At 72.4% G+C, this 24,636-nt stretch carries 23 protein-coding genes and 1 pseudogene; 8 read left to right on the top strand and 16 right to left on the bottom strand.

The genetic code is table 11. The features are described 5' to 3' along the window. From AB0M52_RS09805 to ftsY, 5 genes and pseudogenes are all read right to left on the bottom strand, one after another. A pseudogene (locus tag AB0M52_RS09805) lies at positions 1 to 1,120 on the bottom strand ([protein-PII] uridylyltransferase); the annotation flags it as partial. A gap of 11 nt (positions 1,121 to 1,131) precedes the next feature. Beyond that, positions 1,132 to 1,470 carry a P-II family nitrogen regulator gene (locus tag AB0M52_RS09800; RefSeq protein WP_170147604.1) on the bottom strand — a complete coding sequence of 113 codons (339 nt, stop codon included), beginning with the start codon at positions 1,468 to 1,470 and terminating at the stop codon, positions 1,132 to 1,134. Between the two features lie 25 nt (positions 1,471 to 1,495). Then, the gene (locus AB0M52_RS09795) at positions 1,496 to 2,869 is read right to left on the bottom strand and encodes an ammonium transporter (RefSeq protein WP_363951278.1); all 1,374 of its coding nucleotides are present in this window, start codon (positions 2,867 to 2,869) and stop codon (positions 1,496 to 1,498) included. 170 nt (positions 2,870 to 3,039) lie between these two features. Continuing rightward, positions 3,040 to 3,903, bottom strand: a complete 864-nt coding sequence (locus AB0M52_RS09790; RefSeq protein WP_199523688.1) for an aminoglycoside phosphotransferase family protein — start codon at positions 3,901 to 3,903, stop codon at positions 3,040 to 3,042. 6 nt (positions 3,904 to 3,909) lie between these two features. Then, complete coding sequence (gene ftsY, locus AB0M52_RS09785) at positions 3,910 to 5,100, bottom strand: signal recognition particle-docking protein FtsY (RefSeq protein ID WP_363951275.1); 1,191 nt, start codon at positions 5,098 to 5,100, stop codon at positions 3,910 to 3,912. Positions 5,101 to 5,247: 147 nt separating this feature from the next. Here ftsY and AB0M52_RS09780 point away from each other — a divergent pair, with 147 nt between their 5' ends. The 5 genes from AB0M52_RS09780 (at position 5,248) to AB0M52_RS09760 (ending at position 10,209) form a co-directional block, all read left to right on the top strand. Further along, entirely contained in the window at positions 5,248 to 6,960 is a 1,713-nt protein-coding gene (locus AB0M52_RS09780; RefSeq protein WP_363951272.1) for an alkaline phosphatase D family protein, read from the top strand. A 13-nt stretch (positions 6,961 to 6,973) separates the two neighbouring features. Continuing rightward, positions 6,974 to 7,414 (top strand): MarR family transcriptional regulator, encoded by a 441-nt coding sequence (locus AB0M52_RS09775; protein WP_363951270.1) that lies wholly within the window; start codon positions 6,974 to 6,976, stop codon positions 7,412 to 7,414. A gap of 111 nt (positions 7,415 to 7,525) precedes the next feature. Beyond that, positions 7,526 to 9,142, top strand: a complete 1,617-nt coding sequence (locus tag AB0M52_RS09770; RefSeq protein ID WP_363951268.1) for an MDR family MFS transporter — start codon at positions 7,526 to 7,528, stop codon at positions 9,140 to 9,142. 4 nt (positions 9,143 to 9,146) lie between these two features. Then, entirely contained in the window at positions 9,147 to 9,638 is a 492-nt protein-coding gene (locus tag AB0M52_RS09765; RefSeq protein ID WP_363951266.1) for a universal stress protein, read from the top strand. Between the two features lie 49 nt (positions 9,639 to 9,687). After that, positions 9,688 to 10,209, top strand: coding sequence for a DinB family protein (locus tag AB0M52_RS09760; RefSeq protein ID WP_363951264.1), 522 nt, complete (start codon positions 9,688 to 9,690; stop codon positions 10,207 to 10,209). Positions 10,210 to 10,282: 73 nt separating this feature from the next. On the opposite strand, the gene AB0M52_RS09755 is transcribed toward AB0M52_RS09760, so the two are convergent. From AB0M52_RS09755 to AB0M52_RS09745, 3 genes are all read right to left on the bottom strand, one after another. Then, on the bottom strand, positions 10,283 to 10,903 hold the full coding sequence (locus AB0M52_RS09755; protein ID WP_363951262.1) for an HAD-IA family hydrolase: 621 nt from the start codon (positions 10,901 to 10,903) through the stop codon (positions 10,283 to 10,285). Next, complete coding sequence (smc, locus tag AB0M52_RS09750; protein WP_363951260.1) at positions 10,903 to 14,517, bottom strand: chromosome segregation protein SMC; 3,615 nt, start codon at positions 14,515 to 14,517, stop codon at positions 10,903 to 10,905. The genes AB0M52_RS09755 and smc overlap by 1 nt, the downstream gene beginning before the upstream one ends. A 242-nt stretch (positions 14,518 to 14,759) precedes the next feature. Next, positions 14,760 to 14,954, bottom strand: coding sequence for a hypothetical protein (locus AB0M52_RS09745; protein ID WP_363951258.1), 195 nt, complete (start codon positions 14,952 to 14,954; stop codon positions 14,760 to 14,762). A 371-nt stretch (positions 14,955 to 15,325) separates the two neighbouring features. Here AB0M52_RS09745 and AB0M52_RS09740 point away from each other — a divergent pair, with 371 nt between their 5' ends. Beyond that, positions 15,326 to 16,738, top strand: coding sequence for a CAP domain-containing protein (locus AB0M52_RS09740; protein ID WP_363951257.1), 1,413 nt, complete (start codon positions 15,326 to 15,328; stop codon positions 16,736 to 16,738). Positions 16,739 to 16,823: 85 nt separating this feature from the next. Next, positions 16,824 to 17,720, top strand: coding sequence for an endo alpha-1,4 polygalactosaminidase (locus AB0M52_RS09735; protein WP_363951256.1), 897 nt, complete (start codon positions 16,824 to 16,826; stop codon positions 17,718 to 17,720). A gap of 110 nt (positions 17,721 to 17,830) precedes the next feature. On the opposite strand, the gene mutM is transcribed toward AB0M52_RS09735, so the two are convergent. From mutM to rsmD, 8 genes are all read right to left on the bottom strand, one after another. Beyond that, positions 17,831 to 18,688, bottom strand: coding sequence for a bifunctional DNA-formamidopyrimidine glycosylase/DNA-(apurinic or apyrimidinic site) lyase (gene mutM / locus AB0M52_RS09730; protein ID WP_363951254.1), 858 nt, complete (start codon positions 18,686 to 18,688; stop codon positions 17,831 to 17,833). After that, complete coding sequence (gene rnc, locus AB0M52_RS09725; RefSeq protein ID WP_363951252.1) at positions 18,681 to 19,502, bottom strand: ribonuclease III; 822 nt, start codon at positions 19,500 to 19,502, stop codon at positions 18,681 to 18,683. The genes mutM and rnc overlap by 8 nt, the downstream gene beginning before the upstream one ends. Further along, positions 19,499 to 20,452: a phosphate acyltransferase PlsX gene (locus tag AB0M52_RS09720; RefSeq protein WP_363951280.1), complete on the bottom strand. Its 954-nt coding sequence runs from the start codon at positions 20,450 to 20,452 to the stop codon at positions 19,499 to 19,501. The genes rnc and AB0M52_RS09720 overlap by 4 nt, the downstream gene beginning before the upstream one ends. A gap of 129 nt (positions 20,453 to 20,581) precedes the next feature. After that, entirely contained in the window at positions 20,582 to 20,755 is a 174-nt protein-coding gene (gene rpmF, locus AB0M52_RS09715) for a 50S ribosomal protein L32 (protein ID WP_091435485.1), read from the bottom strand. 5 nt (positions 20,756 to 20,760) lie between these two features. After that, a complete protein-coding gene (locus AB0M52_RS09710) occupies positions 20,761 to 21,324 on the bottom strand; it encodes a YceD family protein (RefSeq protein WP_363951249.1) in 564 nt (187 codons plus the stop codon). A gap of 109 nt (positions 21,325 to 21,433) precedes the next feature. Beyond that, positions 21,434 to 21,931 carry a hypothetical protein gene (locus tag AB0M52_RS09705; RefSeq protein ID WP_363951247.1) on the bottom strand — a complete coding sequence of 166 codons (498 nt, stop codon included), beginning with the start codon at positions 21,929 to 21,931 and terminating at the stop codon, positions 21,434 to 21,436. Positions 21,932 to 22,180: 249 nt separating this feature from the next. After that, complete coding sequence (gene coaD / locus AB0M52_RS09700) at positions 22,181 to 22,663, bottom strand: pantetheine-phosphate adenylyltransferase (RefSeq protein WP_111219576.1); 483 nt, start codon at positions 22,661 to 22,663, stop codon at positions 22,181 to 22,183. Continuing rightward, positions 22,660 to 23,223, bottom strand: a complete 564-nt coding sequence (rsmD, locus tag AB0M52_RS09695) for a 16S rRNA (guanine(966)-N(2))-methyltransferase RsmD (protein ID WP_363951245.1) — start codon at positions 23,221 to 23,223, stop codon at positions 22,660 to 22,662. Before rsmD ends, coaD begins: the two co-directional genes overlap by 4 nt. A 278-nt stretch (positions 23,224 to 23,501) precedes the next feature. Between rsmD and AB0M52_RS09690 the strand changes: the two genes are divergently transcribed. Next, the gene (locus tag AB0M52_RS09690; protein WP_363951243.1) at positions 23,502 to 24,515 is read left to right on the top strand and encodes a cell wall anchor protein; all 1,014 of its coding nucleotides are present in this window, start codon (positions 23,502 to 23,504) and stop codon (positions 24,513 to 24,515) included. Positions 24,516 to 24,636: the final 121 nt, after the last annotated feature.

Genomic DNA, 24,636 nt, shown 5'->3' with positions numbered 1-24,636 from the left:
TGGCCCGGGCGATCGGCAGCCCGGTGGCGGCTGCGGCGGCCGCGACCCGCAGCGAGAGGCTCGGATCGGGGCGGGCCCCGATGGCCGTACGGGCCAGCACCAGCTCGCCGTCGTGCTCGACCACGTCCCGGGCGACCGGCCGGCGCACCGGCCGCCCGTCCGAGCCCCGGCGGCGGCCGGAGCGCAGCCGGTCGGCGGCGCGGAAGGCGTCGTCCAGGGCGTGGCTGACGGTGCGGGCGTCGCCGGCCACCCGGCGCAGCAGGGCGTCGCCGTCGCCCTCCTCGGCGCGCGGCGCGGCATCGGGCGGATCGGGGTGTACGAGCGGCGTGCCGTCGGGCGCGCCGGGCTGGAGTTGCCGTAGCCCGAGCAGGGCGGCCACCCCGTCGCGTTCCTGGGCGAGCAGCCGGTCCACCCGCCGGCCGATCTGCTGGTGCAGCGCGTCGCGGGTGTCCAGCAGCCGCAGGTGCGCGGCGCGGACCGCCGGACGCAGCGCGTCGGTGATCCCGGCGGTGGCGATGGCCCGTAGCAGGCCGACGTCACGCAGGCCGCCGGCCGCCTCCTTGAGGTCGCCCTCCAGCAGGAACGCCAGCTCGCCGTGGGCCTGCCAGCGGGCGGCCGTGGTCTCCCGCAGCGGGGCCAGCTGGCGTACGGCGGTGCGCCGCCAGTGGTCGGCGGCGCTGCGGACCAGCGTGTCGGCCAGTTCGGGGTCGCCGGCGACGAGCCGGGCGTCGAGCAGCCCGAGGGCCACCTTGACGTCGTCCTGGGCGACCGACAGTGCCTCGGCGACGGTCCGCACCGAGTGGTCCAGCCGCAGCCCGGCGTCCCAGATCGGGTACCACAGCGCCGCGGCCAGCTCGTCGACCCCGGGCACCCCGGCGTGCACCAGCACCAGGTCGAGGTCGCCGTGGGGGGCACACTGCCGCCGGCCGAGCCCGCCGACCGCGAGCAGCGCGACGCCCGGCCGGCCCGGCATGAGCCGGGCCAGCCAGGCGTCGTACGCGTCCGCCCGGGCTCGCCGCGCCGTCGCGCCGATCCCGGCCGGTACGCCGACGACCTCGTTGACCAGGAGATCCACACCGCGGACAGGTTCCGGGGCTGGCCTGGAGGTCAACGAGGTCATCGATGCTGTTCCTACAGGGCGTCCAGGCCGCGCTCGCCGGTGCGGACCCGGACGACCTCCTCGACACCGGTCACCCAGACCTTGCCGTCACCGATCTTGCCCGTCCGGGCGGCCCCGACGACGGCGTCGACGATCTTCTCGACGTCGATCTCGTCGGTGAGCACCTCGACCCGGATCTTGGGCAGGAACTCGACGGTGTACTCGGCACCCCGGTAGACCTCGGTGTGGCCCTTCTGTCGCCCGTAGCCCTGGACCTCGCTCACGGTCAGCCCGGCTACGCCCAGCGTGTGCAGGGCTTCCTTGACGGCGTCCAACTGGTGCGGCTTGATGACCGCGGTCACCAGCTTCATGTCCAACCCCTCCATCTCAGGAACGTTAGCCGGCGACCTTTTCGCTCACCGGTTCGGTGGGCTCGGTCTTCGGCGTGGTCGAAGGGGCGATGCCCGCGGCGGCGAACGCACCGCCACCGCCACCGGTGGAGCTGAACTCGTACGCGCTCTCCGCGTGCTCCGCGGTGTCGATGCCCTCGACCTCCGCGTCGGCGCTGGCCCGGAAGCCGATCGTCTTCTCGATCGCGAAGCCGATCACGTACGCGACCACGAACGAGTAGACCAGCACGGCGATCACGCCGACCGCCTGCTTGCCCAGCAGCGCGATACCGCCACCGTAGAGCAGACCGTCGTTACCCTCACCAGCGAGCACCTCGATGGCCAGGAAGCCGATGAGCAGCGAGCCGATGATGCCGCCGATCATGTGCACGGCCACCACGTCGAGCGAGTCGTCGTACTTGAACCGGTACTTCAGACCCACCGCGAGCGCGCAGACCGCACCGGCGATCACACCGAGGGCGATCGCGCCCAGCGGCTCCAGGAACGCACAGGCCGGGGTGATGCCGACCAGGCCGGCGACCGCGCCGGAGGCCGCACCGAGGGTGGTCGGCTTGCCGTCGCGGATCCACTCGACCACGATCCAGCCGAGCACCGCTGCGGCGGTGGCGACCTGGGTGTTGATCAGCGAGATGGCCGCGGCGCCGTTGGCCGCACCGGCCGAGCCGGCGTTGAAGCCGAACCAGCCGAACCACAGCAGACCCGCGCCGAGCAGCACCATGGGCAGGTTGTGCGGCTTGAACTTGTCCTTCGGCCAGCCGACCCGCTTGCCGAGCACAAGTGCCAGGGCGAGCGCCGCCGCACCGGCGTTGATGTGCACCGCGGTGCCACCGGCGAAGTCGAGCACGCCCAGCTCGAAGATCCAGCCGCCGCCCCAGACCCAGTGCGCCACCGGGAAATAGACCAGGGTGGCCCACAGGCCGGCGAAGAGCAGCCACGGGCCGAACTTGGCCCGGTCGGCGATCGCGCCGCTGATCAGGGCGACGGTGATCACGGCGAACATCAGCTGGAAGCCGGCGAACAGCAGGTCGGGGATGCCGCCCTCGGTGCCGCTCTCCAGCATGCCGCGCAGCCCGGCGGCGGAGAGATCACCGGTGATCCCGCCGACGTCCTCACCGAACGCGATGCTGTAGCCGTAGAACACCCACAACAGGCTGACCAGGCCGATCGCGCCGAAGCTCATCATCATCATGTTGAGCACGGACTTGGATCGCGTCATGCCACCGTAGAACAGCGCCAGGCCGGGCGTCATGAGCAACACCAGCGCGGCTGAAGTCAAAATCCAGGCGGTGGCACCAGAATCTAGCTCCGGCACGCTGCCTCCTCTCGGGTCGTTTTCCTCCCTCCCGGCATCGCGCAGCATCGCCCGTACGCCGGTTGCGCGGAAGCCTGATAGCCGGCTGTTTCACCCAGGGTCTCCGGCTGGTTTCCGAACCGTGACGCGTTGTTTCGGACGTGTGAAGAAAGTCGCACACCTCGGTGAGATGGTGGGGGGCGGATCGGCCATTTGGTGCAGGTTGATCCGCCGAGCGATCACCGCAGGGCGTACTCGAGGGCCTGCCGCTCGTAGTCCAGCAGCCGCAGATCCCGCATGGGCCGGCGCAGGTGACCCTTGTGCACGATCCGGACAAAGGCCGGCTCCCCCGCCGCGGCCATCCGCCGGATGCCCTCCACGTGGTCGACGATCCGCTTGCGGATGGTCCGGATCAGCCGATGCCGGTCACGCGGGATCAGCCCGTACGCGTCGGCGAACAGCCGCAGCCGGCGCGGCCGGTCCGGATGGGTCCAGCCGAGGGTGATCGAATCCCGGTCGGAGAAGATCGGTACCCAGGTCCAGGCCGCGTACGCCACGTCGTAGATCCGCGCGCCGGGCGAGGCGAGATCGAAGTCGATCAGCCCGAGGGTGCCGTCCGGCCGCCAGATCACGTTGTGCGGTGCCGCGTCGTGGTGGCAGATGACCTCGGTGTCCGGCGGCGGCGGGCCGAACGAGCGCCACACCGCACTCGGCGGCGGGACGAAGCCGTACTGGGCGTCGTGGAACATCCGCAGCATGGTGGCGACGGTGACCAGCGCCTCGTCGGTGACCCAGTGCGGGGCAAGCGGGTACTCCCCGCACTCCCCCTCGAGGTACGACAGCACCTCCCGGTTGCGCTCGTCCATGCCAAGGGCCCGGGGAGCGCCGGTGAACCCGACGTACTCCAAGTGACGCAGCAGGGCGTGCACCGACGGTGTCCAGGGCCCGGCGTTGCGCCGGACCGTGTCGCCCACCCGGACCACGGTGCTCACGTTCCCGCCGTGCAGGGGGATCTCCTGCGAAGTCACGTACGGTCTCCCGAGGCGCTGCGACGGGTGGCTCGGGTCGCGCCAGCCCGCGTACGCGCGATCGTCTCTGGTCACCCGAGGTTACGCGGTCTGCCCGGGGGCGTCGGTGCCCAACAGTGCATCGACGAACTGCGCGGGGTCGAACGGGGCCAGGTCGTCCTTGCCCTCGCCGAGGCCGACCAGCTTCACCGGGATGCCGAGCTTGCGCTGCACGGCGATCACGATGCCGCCCTTGGCCGTGCCGTCGAGCTTGGTGAGCACCACCCCGGTGACGTTGACCACCTCGGTGAAGACCCGGGCCTGCTCCAGCCCGTTCTGGCCGGTGGTGGCGTCGAGCACCAGCAGGGTCTCGTCGATCGGTCCGTGCTTCTCCACCACCCGCTTGACCTTGCCCAGCTCGTCCATCAGGCCGATCTTGTTCTGTAGGCGGCCGGCGGTGTCGACGAGCACGGTGTCCACGCCGGTGTCGATGCCGCGCCGGACCGCGTCGAAGGCGACGCTGGCCGGGTCGGCGCCCTCCGGGCCTCGGACGGTCTCGGCACCGACCCGCCCGGCCCAGGTCTCCAACTGGTCCGCGGCGGCGGCCCGGAAGGTGTCGGCTGCGCCGAGCAGCACGCTACGGCCGTCGGCGATGAGCACCCGGGCGATCTTGCCGCAGGTGGTGGTCTTGCCGGCGCCGTTGACGCCGACCACCAGCAGCACCGCCGGCACGCCTTCCTTCGGCGCGGTGTGCAGGGACCGGTCCAGCGCCGGGTCGAGCGCGTTGACCAGCTCGGCGGCGAGCAGGGCGCGCAGCTCGGCGACCGTCCGGGTGCCCAGCACCCGGGTCCGCTCCCGCAGCCGGTCGACGATCTCGCGGGTGGCGTCGACCCCCACGTCGGCGGTGATCAGGCTGTCCTCGATCTCCTCCCACACGTCCTCGTCGAGCCGGTCGCGGCTGAGCAGACCGAGCAGCCCCTTGCCGAAGACGTTCTGCGAGCGCGACAGCCGGGACCGCAGCCGCACCAGCCGGCCGGCGGTGGGCTCGGGCACCTCGACGGCCGGGGCCGGCGCCTCGATGACCGGCGGCGGCTCGACCAGCACGCCGGTGGACAGGTCGGACTCCGGCGCCTGCACCGGCGGTCCGGCGAGGCCCTCCTCCGTCCGGGTGTCGACCTCCGTACGCGGCAGCGGCGGCTCCGGCCGCCGGCGTAGCCGCGGCACGACCAACCCGATCCCGGCGAGGATCAGCACGCCGAGCAGGGCGAGTGCGACGAGGAGGTAGTCCATCATGCCGAAATCCTGTCAGATGCCCGCGACGGCGTCTCATCCACCGCGCCCTCCGGCACCGGCGGCCGGCGATAGGCTCGGCCAGCCAGCAGTGCTTCGACCGCCGGCTGGGTAGTAAAGAGGGAGTTCCCTCGGCTCGGAGGTTTCGCCATGCCCGCCGCCCAACTGCTCATCGGTCCGCTACTGCGGCGGATCGTCGGGACACGGGCCACCGTGTGGGTCGAGACCACGGCGCCCGCGGTGGTCACCGTCCGCACGGCCGGTGGCGCCACCGGCACGGCACCCACCTTCTCCGCGTACGACCACCACTACGCGCTCGTGGTGGTGGACGGGCTCACCCCGGACAGCGCCACCACCTACCAGGTGCTGATCGACGACGAGGTGGCCTGGCCACTGCCGGACAGCCGCTTCCCGCCGAGCATGATCCGGACCCGCGCCGCCGACGACCGGGACCAGCCGGTCCGGTTGCTCTTCGGTTCCTGCCGGGAAGCCACCCAGCAGGCGACCACCCGCAAGCTCCCCCCGGACGCGCTGGACGCGTACACCCGGCGGGTGCTGGCCGACCCGGAGCCGGCGGCCCTGCCCGACCTGTTGGTGCTGCTCGGCGACCAGGTCTACGCCGACGAGACCTCGCCGACCATGAAACGCCTGCTGCGGCGGCGTCGGCGGCGGCCCAGAGGCGCGCCGAGCGACCAGGTGGTCAGCTTCGACGAGTACACCAAGCTCTACCTGGAGTCGTGGAGCGACCCGGAGATCCGCTGGCTGTTCTCCACCGTGCCGAGCGTGATGATCTTCGACGACCACGAGATCATCGACGACTGGAACACCTCGGCGTCGTGGCGGGCCGAGATGCGCGAGCAGCCCTGGTGGGCCGAGCGGATCGCCAGCGGGCTGGCCTCCTACTGGGTGTACCAGCACCTGGGGAACCTCTCGCCGGACGAGATCGCCGCCGACCCGGTCTTCGCGAAGGTGACCGCGGCCGAGGACGCCACCGGGGTGCTGCGCGAGTTCGGCCAGCGGGTCGACACCGAGGCCGACCTGGCCCACGACACCCAGCGCTGGAACGGAGTGCAGTACCAGTTCAGCTACGCGCTCGATCTGGGCCGGACCCGCCTGGTGATGCTGGACAGCCGGTGCAGTCGGGTGCTGGTGCCGGGCCGGCGGGCCATGCTGCCGCCCGCCGAGTGGTCGTGGTTCGTGGACCGGGCCCACGGCAGCTACGACCACCTGGTGGTCGGCTCCTCCCTGCCCTGGCTGCTGCCGCCCGGCATCCACCACATCGAGGCGTGGAACGAGAAGCTGGCCGACTCCCGACGGCCGTGGATCGCCGGGCTGGGCGAGCGGCTGCGCCGCGCGCTCGACCTGGAGCACTGGGGCGCGTTCCGCCGCTCGTTCGACGCCCTCGGCGCGCTGTTCGCCCGGATCGGCAGCGGCACCCCCGGCACGCCCGACGACCGCAAGGGCGCCGGCCCGGCGTACCCGGCGCCGGCGTCGATCAGCGTGCTCTCCGGCGACGTGCACCACTCGTACGTGGCCCGGGTCCGGTTCGCCGACCCGGCGGTACGCACCCCGGTGCACCAGCTCACCTGCTCACCGATCCACAACCAGGTGCCGGCCGGGATACGCCCGCTGATGCGGCTCAGCTGGGCGCGCGGGCCGGCCGGGGCGACCCGGGCGCTGGCCCGTACCGCCGGGGTGCGCCGGTCCTCGGTGAAGTGGCGCAAGCTGGCCGGGCCGTACTTCGGCAACGCGGTGGCCACGCTGACCCACGCCGGCCGGGCGGCCGAGGTGACGATCGAGGGCACCACCGGCGACGGTCGCCTCCGCGAGGTGGCACGGCACCGGCTCACCGACGCCAGCTGAGTACGCTGCCCGAGTGGACGAGCAGTTGCCGGAGAGCCTGCGCGAGGTCGAGCACGAGCTGACCGCACTGCTGCGCCGTGGGCGCGCGATCTCCTGGGAGATCGCCAGCGAGGTGCACCCCGACCTGGAGCCGAACACGTACGGGCTGCTGCTCTGGTTGCGTCGCTCCGGCGCGATCCGGCTCACCGACCTGGCCACCCGGCTCGGCATCGGCAAGGGCACGCTCAGCCGGCAGATCAACAGCCTGGAGAGCCTCGGGCTGGTCCGGCGCGACCCCGATCCGAGCGACCGGCGGGCCGCCCAGCTCAGCCTGACCGAGGAGGGCCAGCGCCGGTTCGACGCCGCCCGGGCGTCGCGCCTGGGGCAGATCCGCCGGGCCCTGGAGAGCTGGCCACGGCAGGACGTCGAGGACCTCGCGCGCCTGATGCGGCGTTTCAACGACGCCTGGGACTGAACTGAGCGGACGCGGAATAGGTCGGCCACTTCGCTAAGTTGTTGCTTGAGGCAACCAACCTCTAGTGTTGCCCCAAGCAACAACTCTCGACTCCGTTCGGAGGCACCCCCAATGACGCAGGTGACCGCGCCCGCTCGGGCGACCACCGTCAACATGACCCACCGGCAGACCCTGGAAGCGCTCTCCGGCCTGCTGCTGGGCATGTTCGTCGCGATCCTGTCCGGCACGGTCGTCGCGAACGCGCTGCCCCGGATCATCACCGAACTGCACGGCACCCAGTCCGCGTACACCTGGGTGGTCACCTCGACGCTGCTGGCGACCACCGCGACCACCCCGCTCTGGGGCAAGCTCGCCGACCTGACCAGCAAGAAGGTGCTGGTCCAGATCGCCCTGGCGGTGTTCGTGCTCGGCTCCGTGCTGGCCGGGCTCTCCCAGTCCACCGGGCAGCTGATCGCCTGCCGGGTGCTCCAGGGCGTCGGTGCCGGCGGTCTCACCGCGCTGGCTCAGGTGATCATGGCGACGATGATCGCGCCCCGTGAGCGCGGCCGGTACAGCGGCTACCTCGGTGCGGTGATGGCCGTCGGCACCATCGGCGGTCCGCTGATCGGCGGCGTCATCGTCGACACCTCCTGGCTCGGCTGGCGCTGGTGCTTCTACGTGGGCGTGCCGTTCGCGGTCCTCGCCCTGATCGTGCTCCAGAAGACCCTCAACCTGCCGGTGGTCAAGCGCAAGGTGAAGATCGACTGGTGGGGCGCCACGCTGATCACCGCTGCCGTGTCGCTGCTGCTGATCTGGGTCTCGCTCGCCGGCAACAGGTACGACTGGCTCTCCTGGCAGAGCACGGCCATGGTGGGCGGCGCGCTGCTGCTCGGGGCCGCCGCGATCCGGGTGGAGACCCGGGCCAGCGAGCCGCTGATCCCACCGCGACTGTTCCGCAACCGCACCATCACCCTCTCGGTGCTGGCCAGCATCGCGGTCGGCATCGCCATGTTCGGCGCCTCGGTCTTCCTCGGCCAGTACTTCCAGATCAGCCGCGGGGTGAGCCCGACCATGTCCGGCCTGATGACCCTGCCGATGATCCTCGGCCTGCTGGTCTCCTCCACGGTCGTCGGCCGGCTCATCACCAGCACCGGACGCTGGAAGCGCTACCTGGTCGCCGGGTCGGCCCTGCTCACCGTCGGCTTCGCGCTGATGGGCACGCTGCGGGCGGACACCCCGTACTGGCGGCTCGCCATCTTCATGGCGCTGGTCGGCATCGGTGTGGGCATGACCATGCAGAACCTGGTACTCGCCGTGCAGAACACCGTCGGCGCGCACGAACTCGGCGCGGCCAGCTCGGTGGTGGCCTTCTTCCGCAGCCTCGGCGGCGCGGTCGGCGTCAGCGCGCTGGGTGCGCTGCTGGGCCACAACGTCACGCGGTACCTCGCCGACGGACTGGCCGCGCTCGGCATCCCGACCACGTCCGGCAGCGGCGGCACCCTGCCGGACGTGCACAGCCTGCCCGCCCCGATCCGGGCGGTGGTGGAGGCCGCGTACGGGCACGGAGCCGGGGACATCTTCCTGGCCGCCGCGCCGTTCGGGCTGATCGCCCTGATCGCGGTCCTCTTCATCAAGGAGGTGCCGCTGCTGCGGCACACCGGCGGCCCGCTCGCCGACGAGGTCGAGCAGGAGTCGACCGTGGCGGCGGGCGGCGGCGTCGCCGTGCTCCGCACCGGCGTCCGGGACTGACCCGATGAGCAGTCCGGTCGATCGCGAGCAGTACGGCCCGCAGGCCCGCCCCCTGCCGTACGAGCGGGGCACCGACGGCCCCCGGGTGGTCCTGGTCGGCGTCGACGGCAGCCGGACCTCGCTGCGCGCCGCCGCCTACGCCGCCGGGCTGGCCCGCCGCCAGGGCGCCGGGCTGGTGGTGGTCTTCGTCAGCTCGCCGGCCGCCTACGCCGCGATGATCTCGGGCGTGGTGGCCGGCGCCGTGCAGCAGACCCACGACGAACTGGCCGAGGACCTGCGCCAGGAATGCCGGCGCGGCGCCGATGAACTGGGCGTGCCGGTGACCTTCCTGTGCCGGCGCGGCGACGCGTACACCGAACTGTGCGCCGCGGCCGCCGAGACCCGGGCGGACCTGGTCGTGGTGGGCACGTCCGAGCAGGCCGGGCACCGCCTGGTCGGCTCGGTCGCCACCCGCCTGGTCCGCACCGGCCGCTGGCCCGTGGTCGTGGTGCCCTGAGCGAAAAACGTGTCGCCGGTTGTCAGATATGCGGTCCAGGATGGCGGGCATGACCTGGAGAGCACCGGAGATCACCCGGACCCCCGAGCCCTACGTCGGCGACGAGCGCACCATGCTGGCGGGCTGGCTCGACTACCACCGGCAGACCCTGCTGCTCAAATGCGCGGGCCTGACCGCCGAGCAGCTGAAGACCGCGAGCGTCGAGCCGTCCGGGCTCATCCTGCTCGGCCTGCTACGGCACATGGCCGAGGTGGAAGCCTGGTGGTTCCGGGAGAACTTCCTCGGCGAACAGGTCGACTACGCCTACTTCACCGAGGAAGATCCGGACGCCGATTTCGACGTCAGCACCGCCGACGCGGAGGCCGACTTCGCCACCTACCACCAGCAGGTGGAACTGGCCCGCGACGCCGTCGCCGGCCGGTCCCTGGACGAGACGTTCACCGAGGTCGGCCCGAAGCACCGGACGTTCAACCTGCGCTGGGTCTACTGCCACATGATCGAGGAGTACGCCCGGCACAACGGGCACGCCGACCTGCTCCGCGAGCGCATCGACGGCGTCACCGGCGAGTGACCGCCTTTACGGCTCAGGCCGCAACCGGCCGGCAAGGCCGCGCCCGAGCCGCAGCCGGCCGGCGAATCCGCACTCAGAACGCCAGCGCCGCCCGCAGGTAGCGCAGGTCGGCCGGACCGGTCCACCGGTGCGCCGACAGCCCCGCCACCCGGGCGCCGCTGATCGCCCGGTCCTCGTCGTCGACGAAGAGCACCCGGGCCGGCGGGGTGTCCAGCGCCGCGCAGGCGGCCTGGAAGTACTCCTTGGCCGGCTTGTGCACCCCGATGACCGAGGAGTTGACCACCACGTCCAGCTCGCCGGTGAGGTCGAGTGCGGCCAGGTCGGCGTCGAGCAGGTCGGTCGCGTTGGTGCCGAGCCCGACCCGGATGCCGGCGGCCCGCACCTCGCGGACGAACGCCAGCACCTCCGGGTCGACCTCACCGCGGTACCGCTGCCACTGCTCCACGGCGGCTCGGGCCCGCGTCGGGTCGCCGACCGAGGGGGTCAGGGCGTCGGCGACACTCGACACCCACTCGGCATGGCTCACCCGGCCGGTGAGCACCGGCTGGAGCAGCCCCCAGGACTCGGCGATCTCACCGAGCACACCGGCGGAGAGGCCGTACTCCCGCTCCACCTCGGCGGCAACCGCCGGGTCCCACCGACGCAGTACGCCGTCGAAATCCAGCAGGAGCGCCGTCGCGCGTTCCCGAGCCACTACCCGTTCTCCTCGCCGCGGCTGCGCCGCTCGTCGTCTCCGTCGGCCCGGTTGAGCCGTTGGCTGATCACCTGGGTCACCCCGCCACGCATGGTGACGCCGTACAGCGCGTCGGCGATCTCCATGGTGCGCTTCTGGTGCGTGATGACGATCAGCTGACTCTTCTCCCGCAGCTGCGCGAGCAGGGTGATCAGCCGGCCCAGGTTGACGTCGTCGAGGGCCGCCTCGACCTCGTCCATGATGTAGAACGGGCTGGGCCGGGCGCGGAAGATCGCCACCAGCATCGCCACCGCCGTCAGGGACCGCTCGCCGCCGGAGAGCAGCGACAGCCGCTTGATCTTCTTGCCGGGCGGGCGGGCCTCGACCTCGACCCCGGTGGTCAGCAGGTCGTCCGGGTCGGTGAGGATCAACCGGCCCTCGCCGCCGGGGAACAGCACGGTGAAGACCTGCTCGAACTCCCGCGCGGTGTCGGCGAAGGCGCTGGCGAAGACCTCCAGGATCCGGTCGTCGACATCCTTGACCACGGTGAGCAGGTCGCGGCGGGTCGCCTTGAGGTCCTCCAACTGCTCGGAGAGGAATTTGTACCGCTCCTCCAGCGCGGCGAACTCCTCCAGCGCGAGGGGGTTGACCTTGCCGAGCAGGACGAGTTCCCGCTCGGCCTTGGCGGCCCGCTTCTCCTGCACCGGCCGCTCGTAGCGGACCGGTTCGGGCACCGGCAGGCCGTCGCGCTCCGCGGCGGCCACCTCGGCCTCGGTCGGCGGCACCGGCTGGTCCGGACCGTACTCGGCGATGAGCGTCTCCACGGTCAGCCCGAAGTCCTCGGCGGCCTTGGCCTCCAGCTGCTCGATGCGCAGCCGCTGCTCGGCGCGGGCGACCTCGTCCCGGTGCACCTGACTGGTCAGCCGCTCCAGCTCCGCGCCGAACCGTTTGGCGGCGGCCCGCACCTCCTGAAGCTCCGCCTCGCGGGTGGCCCGCTCGCGGGCCACCGCGTCGCGGTGCTCCTCGGCCTGAGCGATGCTGGTGGCCAGCCGGGTCAGCGCCTCCCGCGCGCCACCGGCGACGGCCCGGGCGATGCCGGCGCCGCGGGTTCGCGCCGCCCGCCGGGCGGCGGCCCGTTCCCGGGCGGCGCGTTCGGCGGTGGCCTGCCGGCGCAGCGAGTCGGCCCGCCCGGCGATGGAGGCCACCCGCTCCTCGGCGGTACGCACCGCGAGCCGGACCTCCATCTCGTTCTGTCGGGCCTGCGGCACCATGGCGGCGAGCTGGTCGCGCTCGTCGGTGGAGGGCTCGGCGTCGATCGGCGTCGCCTCCGCCAGCCGCAGCCGCTCCGCCAGCTCGGCCAGGGCGGTGAGGTCCCGTTCCCGGGCCGCCTCGGCGCGGGCCCGCGACTCACCGAGGCGGTCCGTCTCCGCCTTCGCCGACCGGGCGGCAGCGCCCAGCTCGGCCAACCGACGGGCGGCGGCGTTTCGGTGGCTCTCCGCCTCCCGCTTGGCGGCGGCGGCGTGCTGCACCGTCTCCTTGGCTTCGGCCGCGGCGGACCGGGCGTCGACCAGCTGCTCGCGCAGTTCGGCGCTGGTCCGCTCGGCGGCGAGCCGGTTGGCCCGGGCCTCCTCGACCGCCGCCTGCACCTCGATGTAACTGGGCGCCTTCGCCGACCCGCCGGCCGCCGCGTACGCCCCGACCACGTCTCCCTCCCGGGTGACCGCCCGCAACTCGGGGTTGCCGGCGACCACCTCGGCGGCGGTGGCGAGGTCGTCGACCAGCACCACGTCGCGCAGCGCCCGGTGCACCGCCGGGCGGATCTGGGCATCGCAGTCGACCAGGTCGGGGGCCCAGTGCGCGGCGTCTGGCAGCTTCGGACGCAACGCGTCGGCCGAGCCGGCCATCCCCGGCCCGGCGGGGCTGCCGACCAGCAGCCCGGCGCGCCCGGCGTCGGAGATCTTCAGCAGCCGCATCGCCTCGACGGCCTCGTCCACGCCGGTGACCGCCACCGCGTCGGCCAGGCCGCCCAGCGCCGCGGCGAGCGCCGCCTCGTGGCCGGGAGCGACCGTGAGCAGGCCGGCGAGGCTACCCAGCAGGCCGGGCACCTGGTCGGCGCGGGCCAGCAACGCCCCAGCGCCGTCCTTGCGGCGCAGGCCGAGCGCGAGCGCCTCCTCGCGGGCCTTCCAGGTGGCGGCGTCCTTCTCCGCCGTCCGCTCGGCGTCGGACAGGGACCGGACCGTCGCCTGCGCCTTCTCCTGGGCGGCGACCGCCTCGGCGTGCCGGGCGTCCAGATCGGCGTTGTCGCGGTCCGCCTCGGTGGACTGTTCGGCGACCGCGTCCAGCTCGGCCTGCGCCCGCTCGGCCCGGGCCAGCGCGTCGGTGTGCGCGGCGGCGAGCCGTTCGATCTCCTCCCCCGCGCTGGTGGTCCGCGCCCGGGCGGAGTTGACCTGCCCGGTCAGCCGGGCCAGCCCCTCCCGTCGGTCGGCGATCGCCTTCGCGGCGGCGACCAGCTCCCGCTCCGCGGCGGCGAGCTGCCGTTCCAGCTCCTGGCGGTGCTCCACCGCCTCGGCCAGGCGGATCTGGTCGTCGGTGAGCGCCGCCCGCAGCTCCTCCTCCTGCTCGCGGATCCGCTCGGCCTCGGCCTCCAGCTGCTCCGGGTCGCGGCCCGGACGCTCGTCGTCCGGCGTGGCGCTCAGGTGTCGCAGCCGCTCCACCGCAAGCTGCTCGATCGAGCGGAACCGCTCCTGCAACGCGGAGAGCTTGTACCAGGTGTCCTGCGCGGCGGCCAGCAGCGGGGCGTCCTCGGCCAGCGCCGCCTCCAACTCACCGAGGCGGGCCTGCACCTCGGCGTGCTCGGTCTCCACCTGCTCACGCCGGTGCCGCAGCGCGGTCTCGTCGGCGATCTCCTTGTCGAGCGTGGTGCGCAGGGTGGCCAGGTCGTCGGCGAGCAGCCGCAGCCGGGCGTCGCGCAGGTTGGCCTGGATCACGGCGGCCCGCCGGGCCACCTCGGCCTGCCGGCCGAGCGGCTTGAGCTGGCGGCGCAGCTCGGCGGTGAGGTCGGTGAGGCGGTTGAGATTGGTCTGCATCGCGTCGAGCTTGCGTAGCGCCTTTTCCTTGCGCTTGCGGTGCTTGAGGACGCCGGCCGCCTCCTCGATGAACGCCCGCCGGTCCTCCGGCTTGGCGTGCAACATGCCGTCGAGCCGGCCCTGCCCGACGATGATGTGCATTTCCCGGCCGATGCCGGAGTCGGACAGCAGTTCCTGGATGTCGAGCAGGCGGCAGGAGTCGCCGTTGATCTCGTACTCGCTCTCGCCGGAGCGGAACATCCGGCGGGTGATGGAGACCTCGGTGTACTCGATCGGCAGTGCGCCGTCGGTGTTGTCGATGGTGAGGGTCACCTCGGCCCGGCCCAGCGGGGCCCGGCCGGCGGTGCCGGCGAAGATGACATCCTCCATCTTGCCGCCACGCAGCGCCTTCGCGCCCTGCTCGCCGAGCACCCAGGCGATGGCGTCGACGACGTTGGACTTGCCGGAGCCGTTCGGGCCCACCACGCAGGTGATCCCCGGCTCCAGCTTGAGCGTCGTCGCGGAGGCGAAGGACTTGAAGCCCTTCACCGTCAGGCTCTTGAGATGCACCTTCTCGATCCTCGTCCGGTGGCCGCCGTACCGTCGCCCGGCTGCGCGGACCCTGGTAAACCCGCAGACTAACCCGGGACCGGGCGGAGCGCTCCACGCGACCCGCCTGCCGGTCGCCGCCCGCCGTCCGGCCCACGCCGTCGCGACCGGCTGAAAAGGGGTACGGACAGAACTGCGCGCCGGCACATCGTGTCGGCGCGCTGCGGTGCGGTGGTGCTATTCGGTTGTGGCGGCCAGGTGGGTCAGGTCAGCACGGGCTCGGCCAGACGGAGCAGATCGTCCGCCTCTGCCGCAGCCGCCGCGAGCCGATCGTTCTCAGCGCGCAGCCGGGTGACCTCGAACTCCAGTGACTGAACCCTGGCACGCAGTCGGGTGACCTCGTCGAGCAGACGCCGGTCGGGCGCCGCACCTACGTGGCCAAAGAGGGCCTTCGCCATTTCGACTCCTTGATTTGCGCTGCCGGAGAGGCCGGCCAACGCGCGCCCCTGTGTACGCGACTACCATTCCCGCGAATTCTGGGCATGGCCGGGCGCGACTGGCGACATCTCCATATTGAGCCGCAAACCCCTGCTTCGTCAAGTTCGCGCAGGCCGTAGATCATCTCGACGTCCACCTGGCCCGTCGCCGGGGGCTGCCACAAGGCGCGGACACGCTCTGTCCGGACGCCCCGACTCTACGCTCCGGATTGCCGGAACACCTCACCCGGACGGGCAGGCTCCTCTTAACTCTTCCTTAGCCACATTGCCGCTGCTCAGAACCACCACGTAGCGTCACCTCGGCCCGTACCCGACCCGTGGAGGCGACAGGCGTGCACGGCAGGAACGATCCGATCGACCCGGCGGGCAACGCCCGGCGACCGGAACCGCCGACCGACGAGCCGGCCTGGTTGACCGACCGACCGGCGCCACGTTCGTCGTACCTGTTCGGCGACGAGCCGGAGGGCCCGTCCGACGGGCGGTACCACGACCAGCCGACCGAGCAGTGGCGCTCCGGCACCCCGCACCCGTACCAGGCGGCAGAGGCGTACCCGCCGGCCGAGCCGTCGTACCCGGCGGCGGAGCAGGGCCGGTACGACGCCCCCACCAACTCGTACGCCTCCTTCCGGGAGGAGGCGGGTTGGCACTCCGGCGAGCACTACCGGGCCATCGAGCCGGGAACCGGACACTACGAGCCGACCACCGGCGGCTGGTCGGTGGACGAGCCCACCACGTCAGTCGGCCACGCCGCGGACTGGACCGCCCAGCACGCCACGGACCGGACCGCCCGGCACGCCGTTCCGGAGCCCGACCGGTACGACACCGACCGGTACGACACCGCGAACCAGTGGTACGGCACGCCGGGCGACGCCCGGCAGGACGGATACGCCCAGCCGGACCACGACCGGTACGGCGGGGACGGAGCCGGCGAACCCGCCGTCGCAGCGACCCGGACCAGCCGGGTCACCGGCCGCCGGTCGCGGCGTCCCCTGGTGCTGGGCGGCGCCGCCGCAGCGGCCACCCTCGTGGTGAGCATCGGCGTCGCGGCTCTCGCGATGCCCGGTGACGACTCCCGGCCCGACGCCACCGCCGGCGAGGGCATCGTCGCCACCGCTCCGGCACTGCCCGAGGAGGAGGACCTCCCCGTCGAGACGCTCGACGAGCCGAGCCCCAGCCCGAGCCTCTCCCCGAGCACCGCGGCGCCGTCGCCGAGCCGGACCAGCAAGCCCACACCCGCGCCGTCGCCCAGCACGGCGGCCTCACGGCAGAGCGTCGAGCGTCAGGGCAGCCCGAGCCGGGGTGCCACGGCCACCACCGCCCCGTCCAGCGCCTCCCCGTCCACCGGGTCCCCGCCCGCCGGCTCCACCTCGGAGGCGGCGCAGGTCGTCGAACTGGTCAACGCGGAGCGGGCCAAGGCCGGCTGTGGCGCGCTGAGCGTCGACGAGAAGCTGATGACGGCGGCCCAGCGGCACAGCCAGGACCAGGCGGACAACCGGAACATGTCGCACACCGGCAGCGACGGCAGTGACCCTGGCGAGCGGATCGACCGGGTCGGGTATGTCTGGCGCACGTACGGCGAGAACGTGGCCTGGAACCAGAAGACGCCGGCCGCGGTGATGGACGCCTGGATGAACAGCCCCGGCCACCGGGCCAACATCGTGAACTGCGCCTTCACCGAGATCGGCGTCGGCGTGGCGAGCAGCAACGGGCCGTACTGGACGCAGGTCTTCGCCGCGCCGCGCTGAGCTCGGCCGCCGCGGTTGAGCTGCGGCACGCCGAACTGCGAGTCCTTGTCGGGTCTGTGCTCGTTTGACCCGGTGAGGTACGCCAGTGCCGGCGTACCGGCTCGGGCGGCGCAACGCCGCCCCGCGACCTGCGGAGCTGGCGATGCGGATCGGGCTGGGCGGACGACCGGCGCGAGCGGTACGCCGGGCGCTGTCGGCCGGCCTGGCGCTCGCGCTGGTCGTGACGGTGGCCGCCTGCCGGCCCGACCTCCCCCCGCCCGGCGCGCCAACCAGCTGGCCGACCACCGCCACCCGCTCCTGGCAGTGGCAGTGGCAGCTGCACGGGGTGCTGGACCCGGCGGTCGAGGCGGACGTGTTCGTGCTCGACCCGATCACCACGACCGCGGCGCAGACCGCCCAGCTGCGATCCCGGGACCGCCGGCTCATCTGTCAGGTGTACGTCGGATCGGTCCACCCCGACGACCCGGACGCGAGCCGGTACCCGCCGCAGGTGCTCGGCGCGACGGCAGCCCGCACCGGGCGCATCTGGCTGGACGTACGCCAGTGGGACATCGTGCGGCCGGTGCTGGCCGACCGGTTCCGGCTCTGCCGTGGCAAGGGCTTCGGCGCGGTGGTGCTCGCCGACGCCGACGGCTACCAGCAGCGCTCCGGATTCCCGCTGGATTTCGACCACCAGTTGCAGTTCAACCGCCGGCTCGCCGCGCTGGCCCGCTCGCTGGACCTCTCCCCCGGTCTGCTGGGCGACCTGCCGCAGGTCGCCGCGCTGGCGCCGGACTTCGACTTCGCGGTCAACGAGGAGTGCGTACGGCTGACCCAGTGTGACAAGTTGCTGCCCTTCGCCGAGGCCGGCAAGCCGGTGTTCCACGTCGAGTACGCCGGCGTCACCACGGACTTCTGCGTCACCAGCGTCGGCTACGGCTTCGCCTCCATCCGCAAGAACCGCACCCTCGACGCCTGGCGGCTACCCTGTCCCTCCCCGTGACCCACCCCGACACTGCGCCGATCTTGCACTTTCGGTCGCCGATACGCCCTTTTTACAGCCTTTGCGGGGACAGAAACTGCAAGATCGACGGGCGGGAAGGCGGGCAGGGGTCAGGCGCGCAGGGTGCCGCGGGGGCGGGGTTGGCAGCGGGGGCAGCTGTAGGACGAGCGGTTCATGAACGCCTCGCGGCGGACCGACGCGCCGCAGCGACGGCACGGCTGCCCCTCGCGGCCGTACACGTTCAGCGAGCGGTCGAAGTAGCCGCTCTCGCCGTTGACGTTGACGTAGAGGGCGTCGAAGCTGGTGCCGCCCGCGGTGAGCGCCTCACCGAGCACGTCCCGCACGTGGCCGAGCAGCCGCCGGGCGGCCGGACCGGTCAGCGCGTCGGTCGGCCGGGCGCCGTGCAGTCCCGACCGCCACAGCGCCTCGTCGGCGTAGATGTTGCCCACCCCGGAGATCAGCGTCTGGTCGAGCAGGGCCCGCTTGACCTCGGTACGCCGCCGACGCAGCGCGGCGACGAACTCCGTCTCGGAGAACTCCGGGTCCATCGGGTCCCGGGCGATGTGCGCGATCTCCGCCGGTAGCGTGGCACCGCCCTCGCTCACCGACAGCCCACCGAACGTGCGCTGGTCGACGAAACGCAGCTCGGGGCCGTCATCGGTGAAGCGGAACCGCACCCGCAGGTGCGTCTCGTCGGGCGTGGCGGCCGGTTGCAGGAGCAGCTGACCGGACATCCCGAGGTGCCCGACCACCGCGTCGCCGCTGTCCAGCGGTAGCCAGAGATACTTGCCGCGCCGGCGGGCGTCGAGCACGGTCCGGCCGGCCAGGACGTCGGCGAAGTGGGCACCGCCCGGAACGTGCCGGCGGACCGCCCGGGGGTGGCGTACCTCGACCGAGTCGATCCGCCGGCCGATCACCCAGCGGGCCAACCCCTGCCGGACGGTCTCCACCTCCGGCAGCTCAGGCACGGCCGGCCTCGGCCTGGACCTCGCCGACCGGGTCGTTCTGCCCGTCACCGGCGGTCGCGTCGACCTGAACCGCCGCCTCCACCGAGCCGTCGGCAGCCGTCTCGGCCTGCTCGGTGAGGGTCCGCCACGCGGACTCGGCCGCCCGCTGCTCGGCCTCCTTCTTGCTGCGCCCGTCGGCACCGCCGTACCGGTTGCCGGCGACCACCACCCAGGCGGTGAAGGTCTTCAGGTGATCCGGCCCGGCGCCCTCGATCCGGTACTCCGGAACACCGAGACCGAGCGCGGCCGTCAGCTCCTGCAGGCTGGTCTTCCAGTCCAGCGCGGCACCCCGGCCCGCCGACTCGGCCATCAGCGGGTCGAACAGCCGGTGGATGACGATGGCGGCGGTGTCCAGCCCGTACTGGAGGTAGATCGCGCCGAGCAGCGCCTCCAGGGTGTCGGCGAGGATGCTCGCCTTGTCCCGGCCGCCGGTGGTCTCCTCACCCTTGCCCAGCAGCAGGTACTGGCCGAGCCCCTCCGGACCCAGGCCACGGGCCACGTCGGCGAGGGCGCGCATGTTGACCACGCTGGCGCGCAGCTTGGCCAGCTGCCCCTCGGGCAGGTCCGGGTGGTTGTGGAAGAGGGCGGTGGTGATCACCACACCGAGCACCGAGTCGCCGAGGAACTCCAGCCGCTCGTTGGTGGGCAGGCCGCCGTTCTCGTAGGCGTACGAGCGGTGGGTGAGCGCCCGCTCCAGCAGTTCCGGGTCCATCGAGACGCCGAAGGCGGCCTCCAGATGGCCGATGGAGGGCCGCCGTCGCTTGTCGTTGCTCATGATGTACGTACCTCGGTGTCGGTCGTGCGATCGGTGCGGTCCCCGGCGAGCAGCGCGGCGACCCGGTCGGTGGCGTTCCGCCGCCAGAGATGGGCGGCCAGGGCGATGCCGGAGGCGATGTCGTCGGGCTGGGCGGCTCCGTGGCAGACCACCACCGTGCCGGCCACCCCGAGCAGGGCGGCCGCCCGGGGTGCGTCCCCGCCGGGCGGTGGCCCGCCGGCCATGGCGTACGCGCCCTCGACGGCCTTGAGCAGCACGTTACCGGTGAACCCGTCGGTGACCACCACATCGGCACGCGTGCCGAGGCAGACGTCGTACCCCTCGACCAGCCCGACGTAGCGGGCGTCGGCGGGCAGTGCCACGGCGCTGAGCACGGGGTCGGCCAGCCGGCGGGCCCGGTCGCCCTTGCCGGGCTCGGTGCCCACGGAGAGCAGCCCCACCCGGGGCGCGGCGAGGCCGTGCGCGACCGCGGCGTACGCGGCGCCGAGCACGGCGTGCCGGGCCAGGGTCGCCGGGCCCGGTTCCAGCGAGCCGCCGACGTCGAGCAGCACGACGGGCCCGGAGACGGCGGGCAGGGCGGCGGCGAGTGCCGGCCGGCGGACCTCGGGCCAACGGCCGAGGCCGAGCGCGGCGGCGGTGACGGTGGCGCCGGTGGACCCGGCGGAGACCAGCGCGTCGGCCAGCCCGGCACGGACGGCGGCAACGGTCGCCCGGACGGTGGACTCGGCGCGGGCGGCGGTGGGATCGTCGGCCATGTCGACGGCGGTGTGCGCCGGACGGACGGTGACCCGGGCCCGTTGGGCCGGGTCGAGGGCGTCGATCAGCCCGCCGGCCACCTTTGTCGGGCCGACGAGCAGGAGGTGCAGGTCAGGGTCGGCGCGCATCGCCCGTAGAGCGCCGTCCACCACGACGGCGGGAGCGTCGTCCCCGCCGAGGAGGTCAACGGCGATCCGTGCGGTGCCCGGCTCCGTGGCGACGCCGGCCGGGGAAAGCCGGCCGGCGTCGGCGGGAGCAGCGGGCGATCGCCGGGGTGTGCGCGTCGCCCGACCCGTGGTCGGAGACGTCACTCGGCGTCCGGGTCAGACCTCGAGGACCTGGCGGCCGTTGTACGTGCCGCAGACGGAGCAGGCGGCGTGCGGCAGCTTCGCGGACTTGCACTGCGGGCAGGCCACGGTCGCGACCGCCGCGGCCTTCCAGTTCGCCCGGCGGGACCGAGTGTTGCTGCGCGACATCTTGCGCTTGGGGACGGCCACGGTTCTTACTCCTCTGTACGGGTCAGTTGCGACAGGCCCGCCCAACGCGGGTCGATCTGCTGGTGGCTGTGATCGGCCGGCAGATCGTCCAAGTGCACCCCGCAGTCGGGGCACAATCCCGGGCAGTCCTCCCGGCAGAGCGGGTTGGTCGGCAGTGCGAGCACCACCGCGTCCCGCAGCGCCGGTTCCAGGTCGATCAGGTCGCCCTGCATACGGCCGACCTCATCCTCCTCGGTGGTGACATCCGTGGTGCTGTTCTCGTACGCGTACAGCTCCTGGATGGTCACCGTCACCGAGTCGTTGATCTCGCGCAGGCAGCGCCCGCACTCGCCCCGGATCGGACCGCTGACGGTCCCCGAGACGAGCACGCCCTCGGACACCGACTCCATCCGCAGATCGAGGTCGAGGCCCGCGCCCTCCGGCACGCCGATCAACTCCACGCCGAGGTCCGACGGCGCCGGTGCCACCCGTTTGACGGTACGCAACGCACCAGGCCGGCGCGGTAGCTCCCTCGTGTCGAGGACCAGCGGCGACCTGGGGTCGAGTGAAGTGGGTGTGTGCTTGGGCATAGTCAGACTCCGGCCGGTGAGAGGCCGACATACGAGGTTACCTGGACCAGCACCCCAGCGTCGAACCGGGGCCTGGCCGGACCCCGGCCGGCGGTTAGGGGGACGCTGCTCAGAAGGGGAGTGGGCGCTCCGCCTCGTCGCCGGCGAAGGTGCCGATCTCCCGCAGCGCGTGCATCTTGTCCCGCCCGCGTTCGATGGACGCGAGCGCCCGGGTAAGGAACTGTTCGAAGTTCGCCAGCGCGGTGTCGACGTAGTCGTCGACCTCGTCGCGCAGGCGCTGCGCCTCGGCCCGGGCCTCGGCGATGATCCGGGCACCCTCGTGCTCGGCGGAGACGGTGATCTCGTTCACCGAGACCAGGCGGGCGTGTTCCGCCTCACCCTCGCTGATGATCCGGTCGGCCTCCCGCTTACCGGCCTCCATGATCTTGTCCCGCTCCTCCAACAGGGCGGCGGCCCGGCGCAGGTCGGCGGGAAGCTCGACGCGCAGTTCGTCGAGGGCCGCGATCATCTCGCCCCGGTCGACCATGCAGTTGTTGCGCGACATCGGGACGGAGCGCGCCTGCTCCACTATGGCGATCAGTTCGTCGATGCGGTCGAGCGGGTCCACCGGTACCTCACTCCTGTCGTTTCGTCGGGCCGACCTACATCATGCGGGCTGCGGCCGGGTTCCCGCTTCAACCAATGATGTCGTCCCCACTCCACCCACACCCCACCCCGCCCTCCGGCGCGTCGCCCTTGCCACCCTCACCCCTGACCTCGCCGATCATGCACTTGCCGTCCCCACAAAGGGGGGATATCGGGGCAAAAACACGACCGAAAGTGCAAGATCGGCGCAGTGGTGCACGGGTGGAGCGGGTCAGGCGGGCGGGGTGAGGCGGGTTTTCAGGGCTTCGCGGACCACGTCGGGGACGTGGGGGGTGACGTCGCCGCCCCACTTGGCCACGTCCTTGACGAGGCTGGAGGAGAGGAACGAGTAGAGCGGGTTGGTCGGCATGAACAGCGTCTCGACCCCGGCGAGGCCGATGTTCATCTGGGCCATCTGCAACTCGTAGTCGAAGTCGCTGACCGCCCGCAGGCCCTTGATCAGCACGGTCGCCCGCTGGGCCCGGCAGAAGTCCACCAGCAGCCCGCGGAACCACTCCACCCGGACATTGTCGTAGGAGGCGGTCACCTCGCGGAGCATGTCGATGCGCTCCTCGACGGTGAACAGGCCGGTCTTCGACTGGTTGACCAGTACGCCGACGATCACCTCGTCGAACAGCCGGCTGGCCCGGCCGATGATGTCGAGGTGACCGTTGGTGACCGGGTCAAAGGAGCCGGGACACACCGCACGTCTCATGATCGGCGACCGTACCAAAGGGTGGTCTCGCCGTATCGGCGACTGCGCAGGCCAGTGACGCCTTCCACCCACTCGACCGGCCCGCTCCGACTGGACCGCTCCACCACCACCACTGCGTCGGGCGTCAGCCAGCCTCCGTCGACCAACGCCGCGAGCATCGCGGTCACGCCCTCGTCCGGCAGCGCGTACGGCGGATCGGCGAAGACCACGTCGTACGGACCGCCGTCCGGCCCCGCGGCCAGGACCGTGCCGACCTTGCCGGTGACCAGCCGTGCGGCGGGCGCCACCCGCAGGGCGGCCACGTTCTCCCGGATCACCCGGGCGGCCCGCGGGTCGGACTCGACCAGCAGCACGTGCGCGGCCCCCCGGGACAGCGCCTCCAGCCCGACCGCGCCGGAGCCGGCGTACAGGTCAGCGAAGCGCGCACCGTCGAGGTCGATCTCCGCCTGCACCGCGCTGAACAGCGCCTCGCGTACCCGGTCGGAGGTGGGTCGGGTGCCGGCGCCCGGCGGTGCGGTGATCCGCCGGCCGCCGAGACTGCCGGCGACGATCCGGGTCATCGTCCGCACCTGCTCATGCCCTCACCTGCCGGTCGCTCATGCCCCCGACGCTACGCGACGGCCCGACCGGTGCCGGGCGACCGGCACTTGATCGGTCCGCAGCCATGCGAGGACGTTCCGTATATGTAAGATCACAGATTTACAACAAGATCCTTAGGCGTGCCTGAAGGGGGCGACAAGTCGCGCCAGATCGATAAGGGTCTGCCGGGTGTCGGGCGCGGTGTGTTGCTTCCCGCCCGCCTGATTCACCTCCGAGTTCCCTCCAATCAGGAGTAGACGTGAACCGTCTGAACTTCCGGCGCGTGGCGGCGGCTGCCGCCGGCGCGCTGATCGGCCTGGCGGGCGTCGCCGTGGTCGCTTCCCCGGCCAGCGCCCACCACCCGATCATCAAGGGCGTCGGCTGCCATCTGCCGAACGGTGACGTGAAGGTCCAGTGGACCGTCACGAACAGCGAATCCCGGTGGACCGCCAGGATCGCCGAGGTGACCACCTCGCCCCGGACTCCGGTCACCAACATCGTGGTCGACGCCGTGCTGCCGAAGGCGGGCGAGGGTTCGCTGGTCGGCGAGCAGGTCGCGCGGTACAGCAAGTACAACCCTCCCCGCCTGACGGTGAAGGCCGAGTGGGTGAAGGACCGGGAGACGGTCAAGAACACCAAGACCGGCAAGGCGACGATCACCGGCAAGTGCCAGACGCCCGAGCCGACGCCGTCGCCGTCCACGGAGCCGGAGCCGACGCCGGAGCCGACCACCGAGCCGGAGCCGACCACCGAGCCGACGCCGGAGCCGACCACCGAGCCGGAGCCGACCACCGAGCCGGAGCCGACCACCGAGCCGGAGCCGACTACGGAGCCGACGCCGGAGCCGACGCCGACCGACGAGCCGGTCGTGCCGGAGCCGGGTGAGCCGACCTTCGAGCTCACCGAGACCTGCGACGAGCTGATCTTCGGGATCGACAACCCGGCCGACGGCATCGCCTTCTCGGTCACCCTGACCTCGGAGAAGGGCACGGTCAAGACGCTGGAGGCCGTTCCGGGCGAGAAGACCTCGGTCGCGTTCGACGCCTACGACGGCCTGGTCGTCACGCCGAGCATCTCGGACGAAGACGGCATGTTCGAGGGCGAGCCGGTGGCGTGGGAGCAGCCGGAGGGCTGCACCGATGGTGGCGGCGGCGGTCTGCCGGTCACCGGTGCCGCGACGGGCGGCATCATCGCCGGTGCGGCCGTGCTGCTGGCCGCCGGTGGGGCGATGTTCCTGGTGGCCCGCCGTCGTCGGCTGCGCTTCACCGCCTGACGTGAACTGAGCCGAGCCTGAACCGAGGGCGAACCAGGCGCCGTCGCCGGCGTACACCTCACCGGTGTCGGCCACCACCGTCAGGTCGCGCAGCGTCGCCTCGTGGTCCAGGCCGGGGAAC

The organism is Micromonospora sp. NPDC051296 (assembly GCF_040682255.1).
Taxonomy (GTDB): Bacteria; Actinomycetota; Actinomycetes; order Mycobacteriales; family Micromonosporaceae; genus Micromonospora; species Micromonospora craterilacus.
Note: the sequence above shows the minus strand (reverse complement) of the source record. Positions and strands in the feature narration are given on the sequence as shown.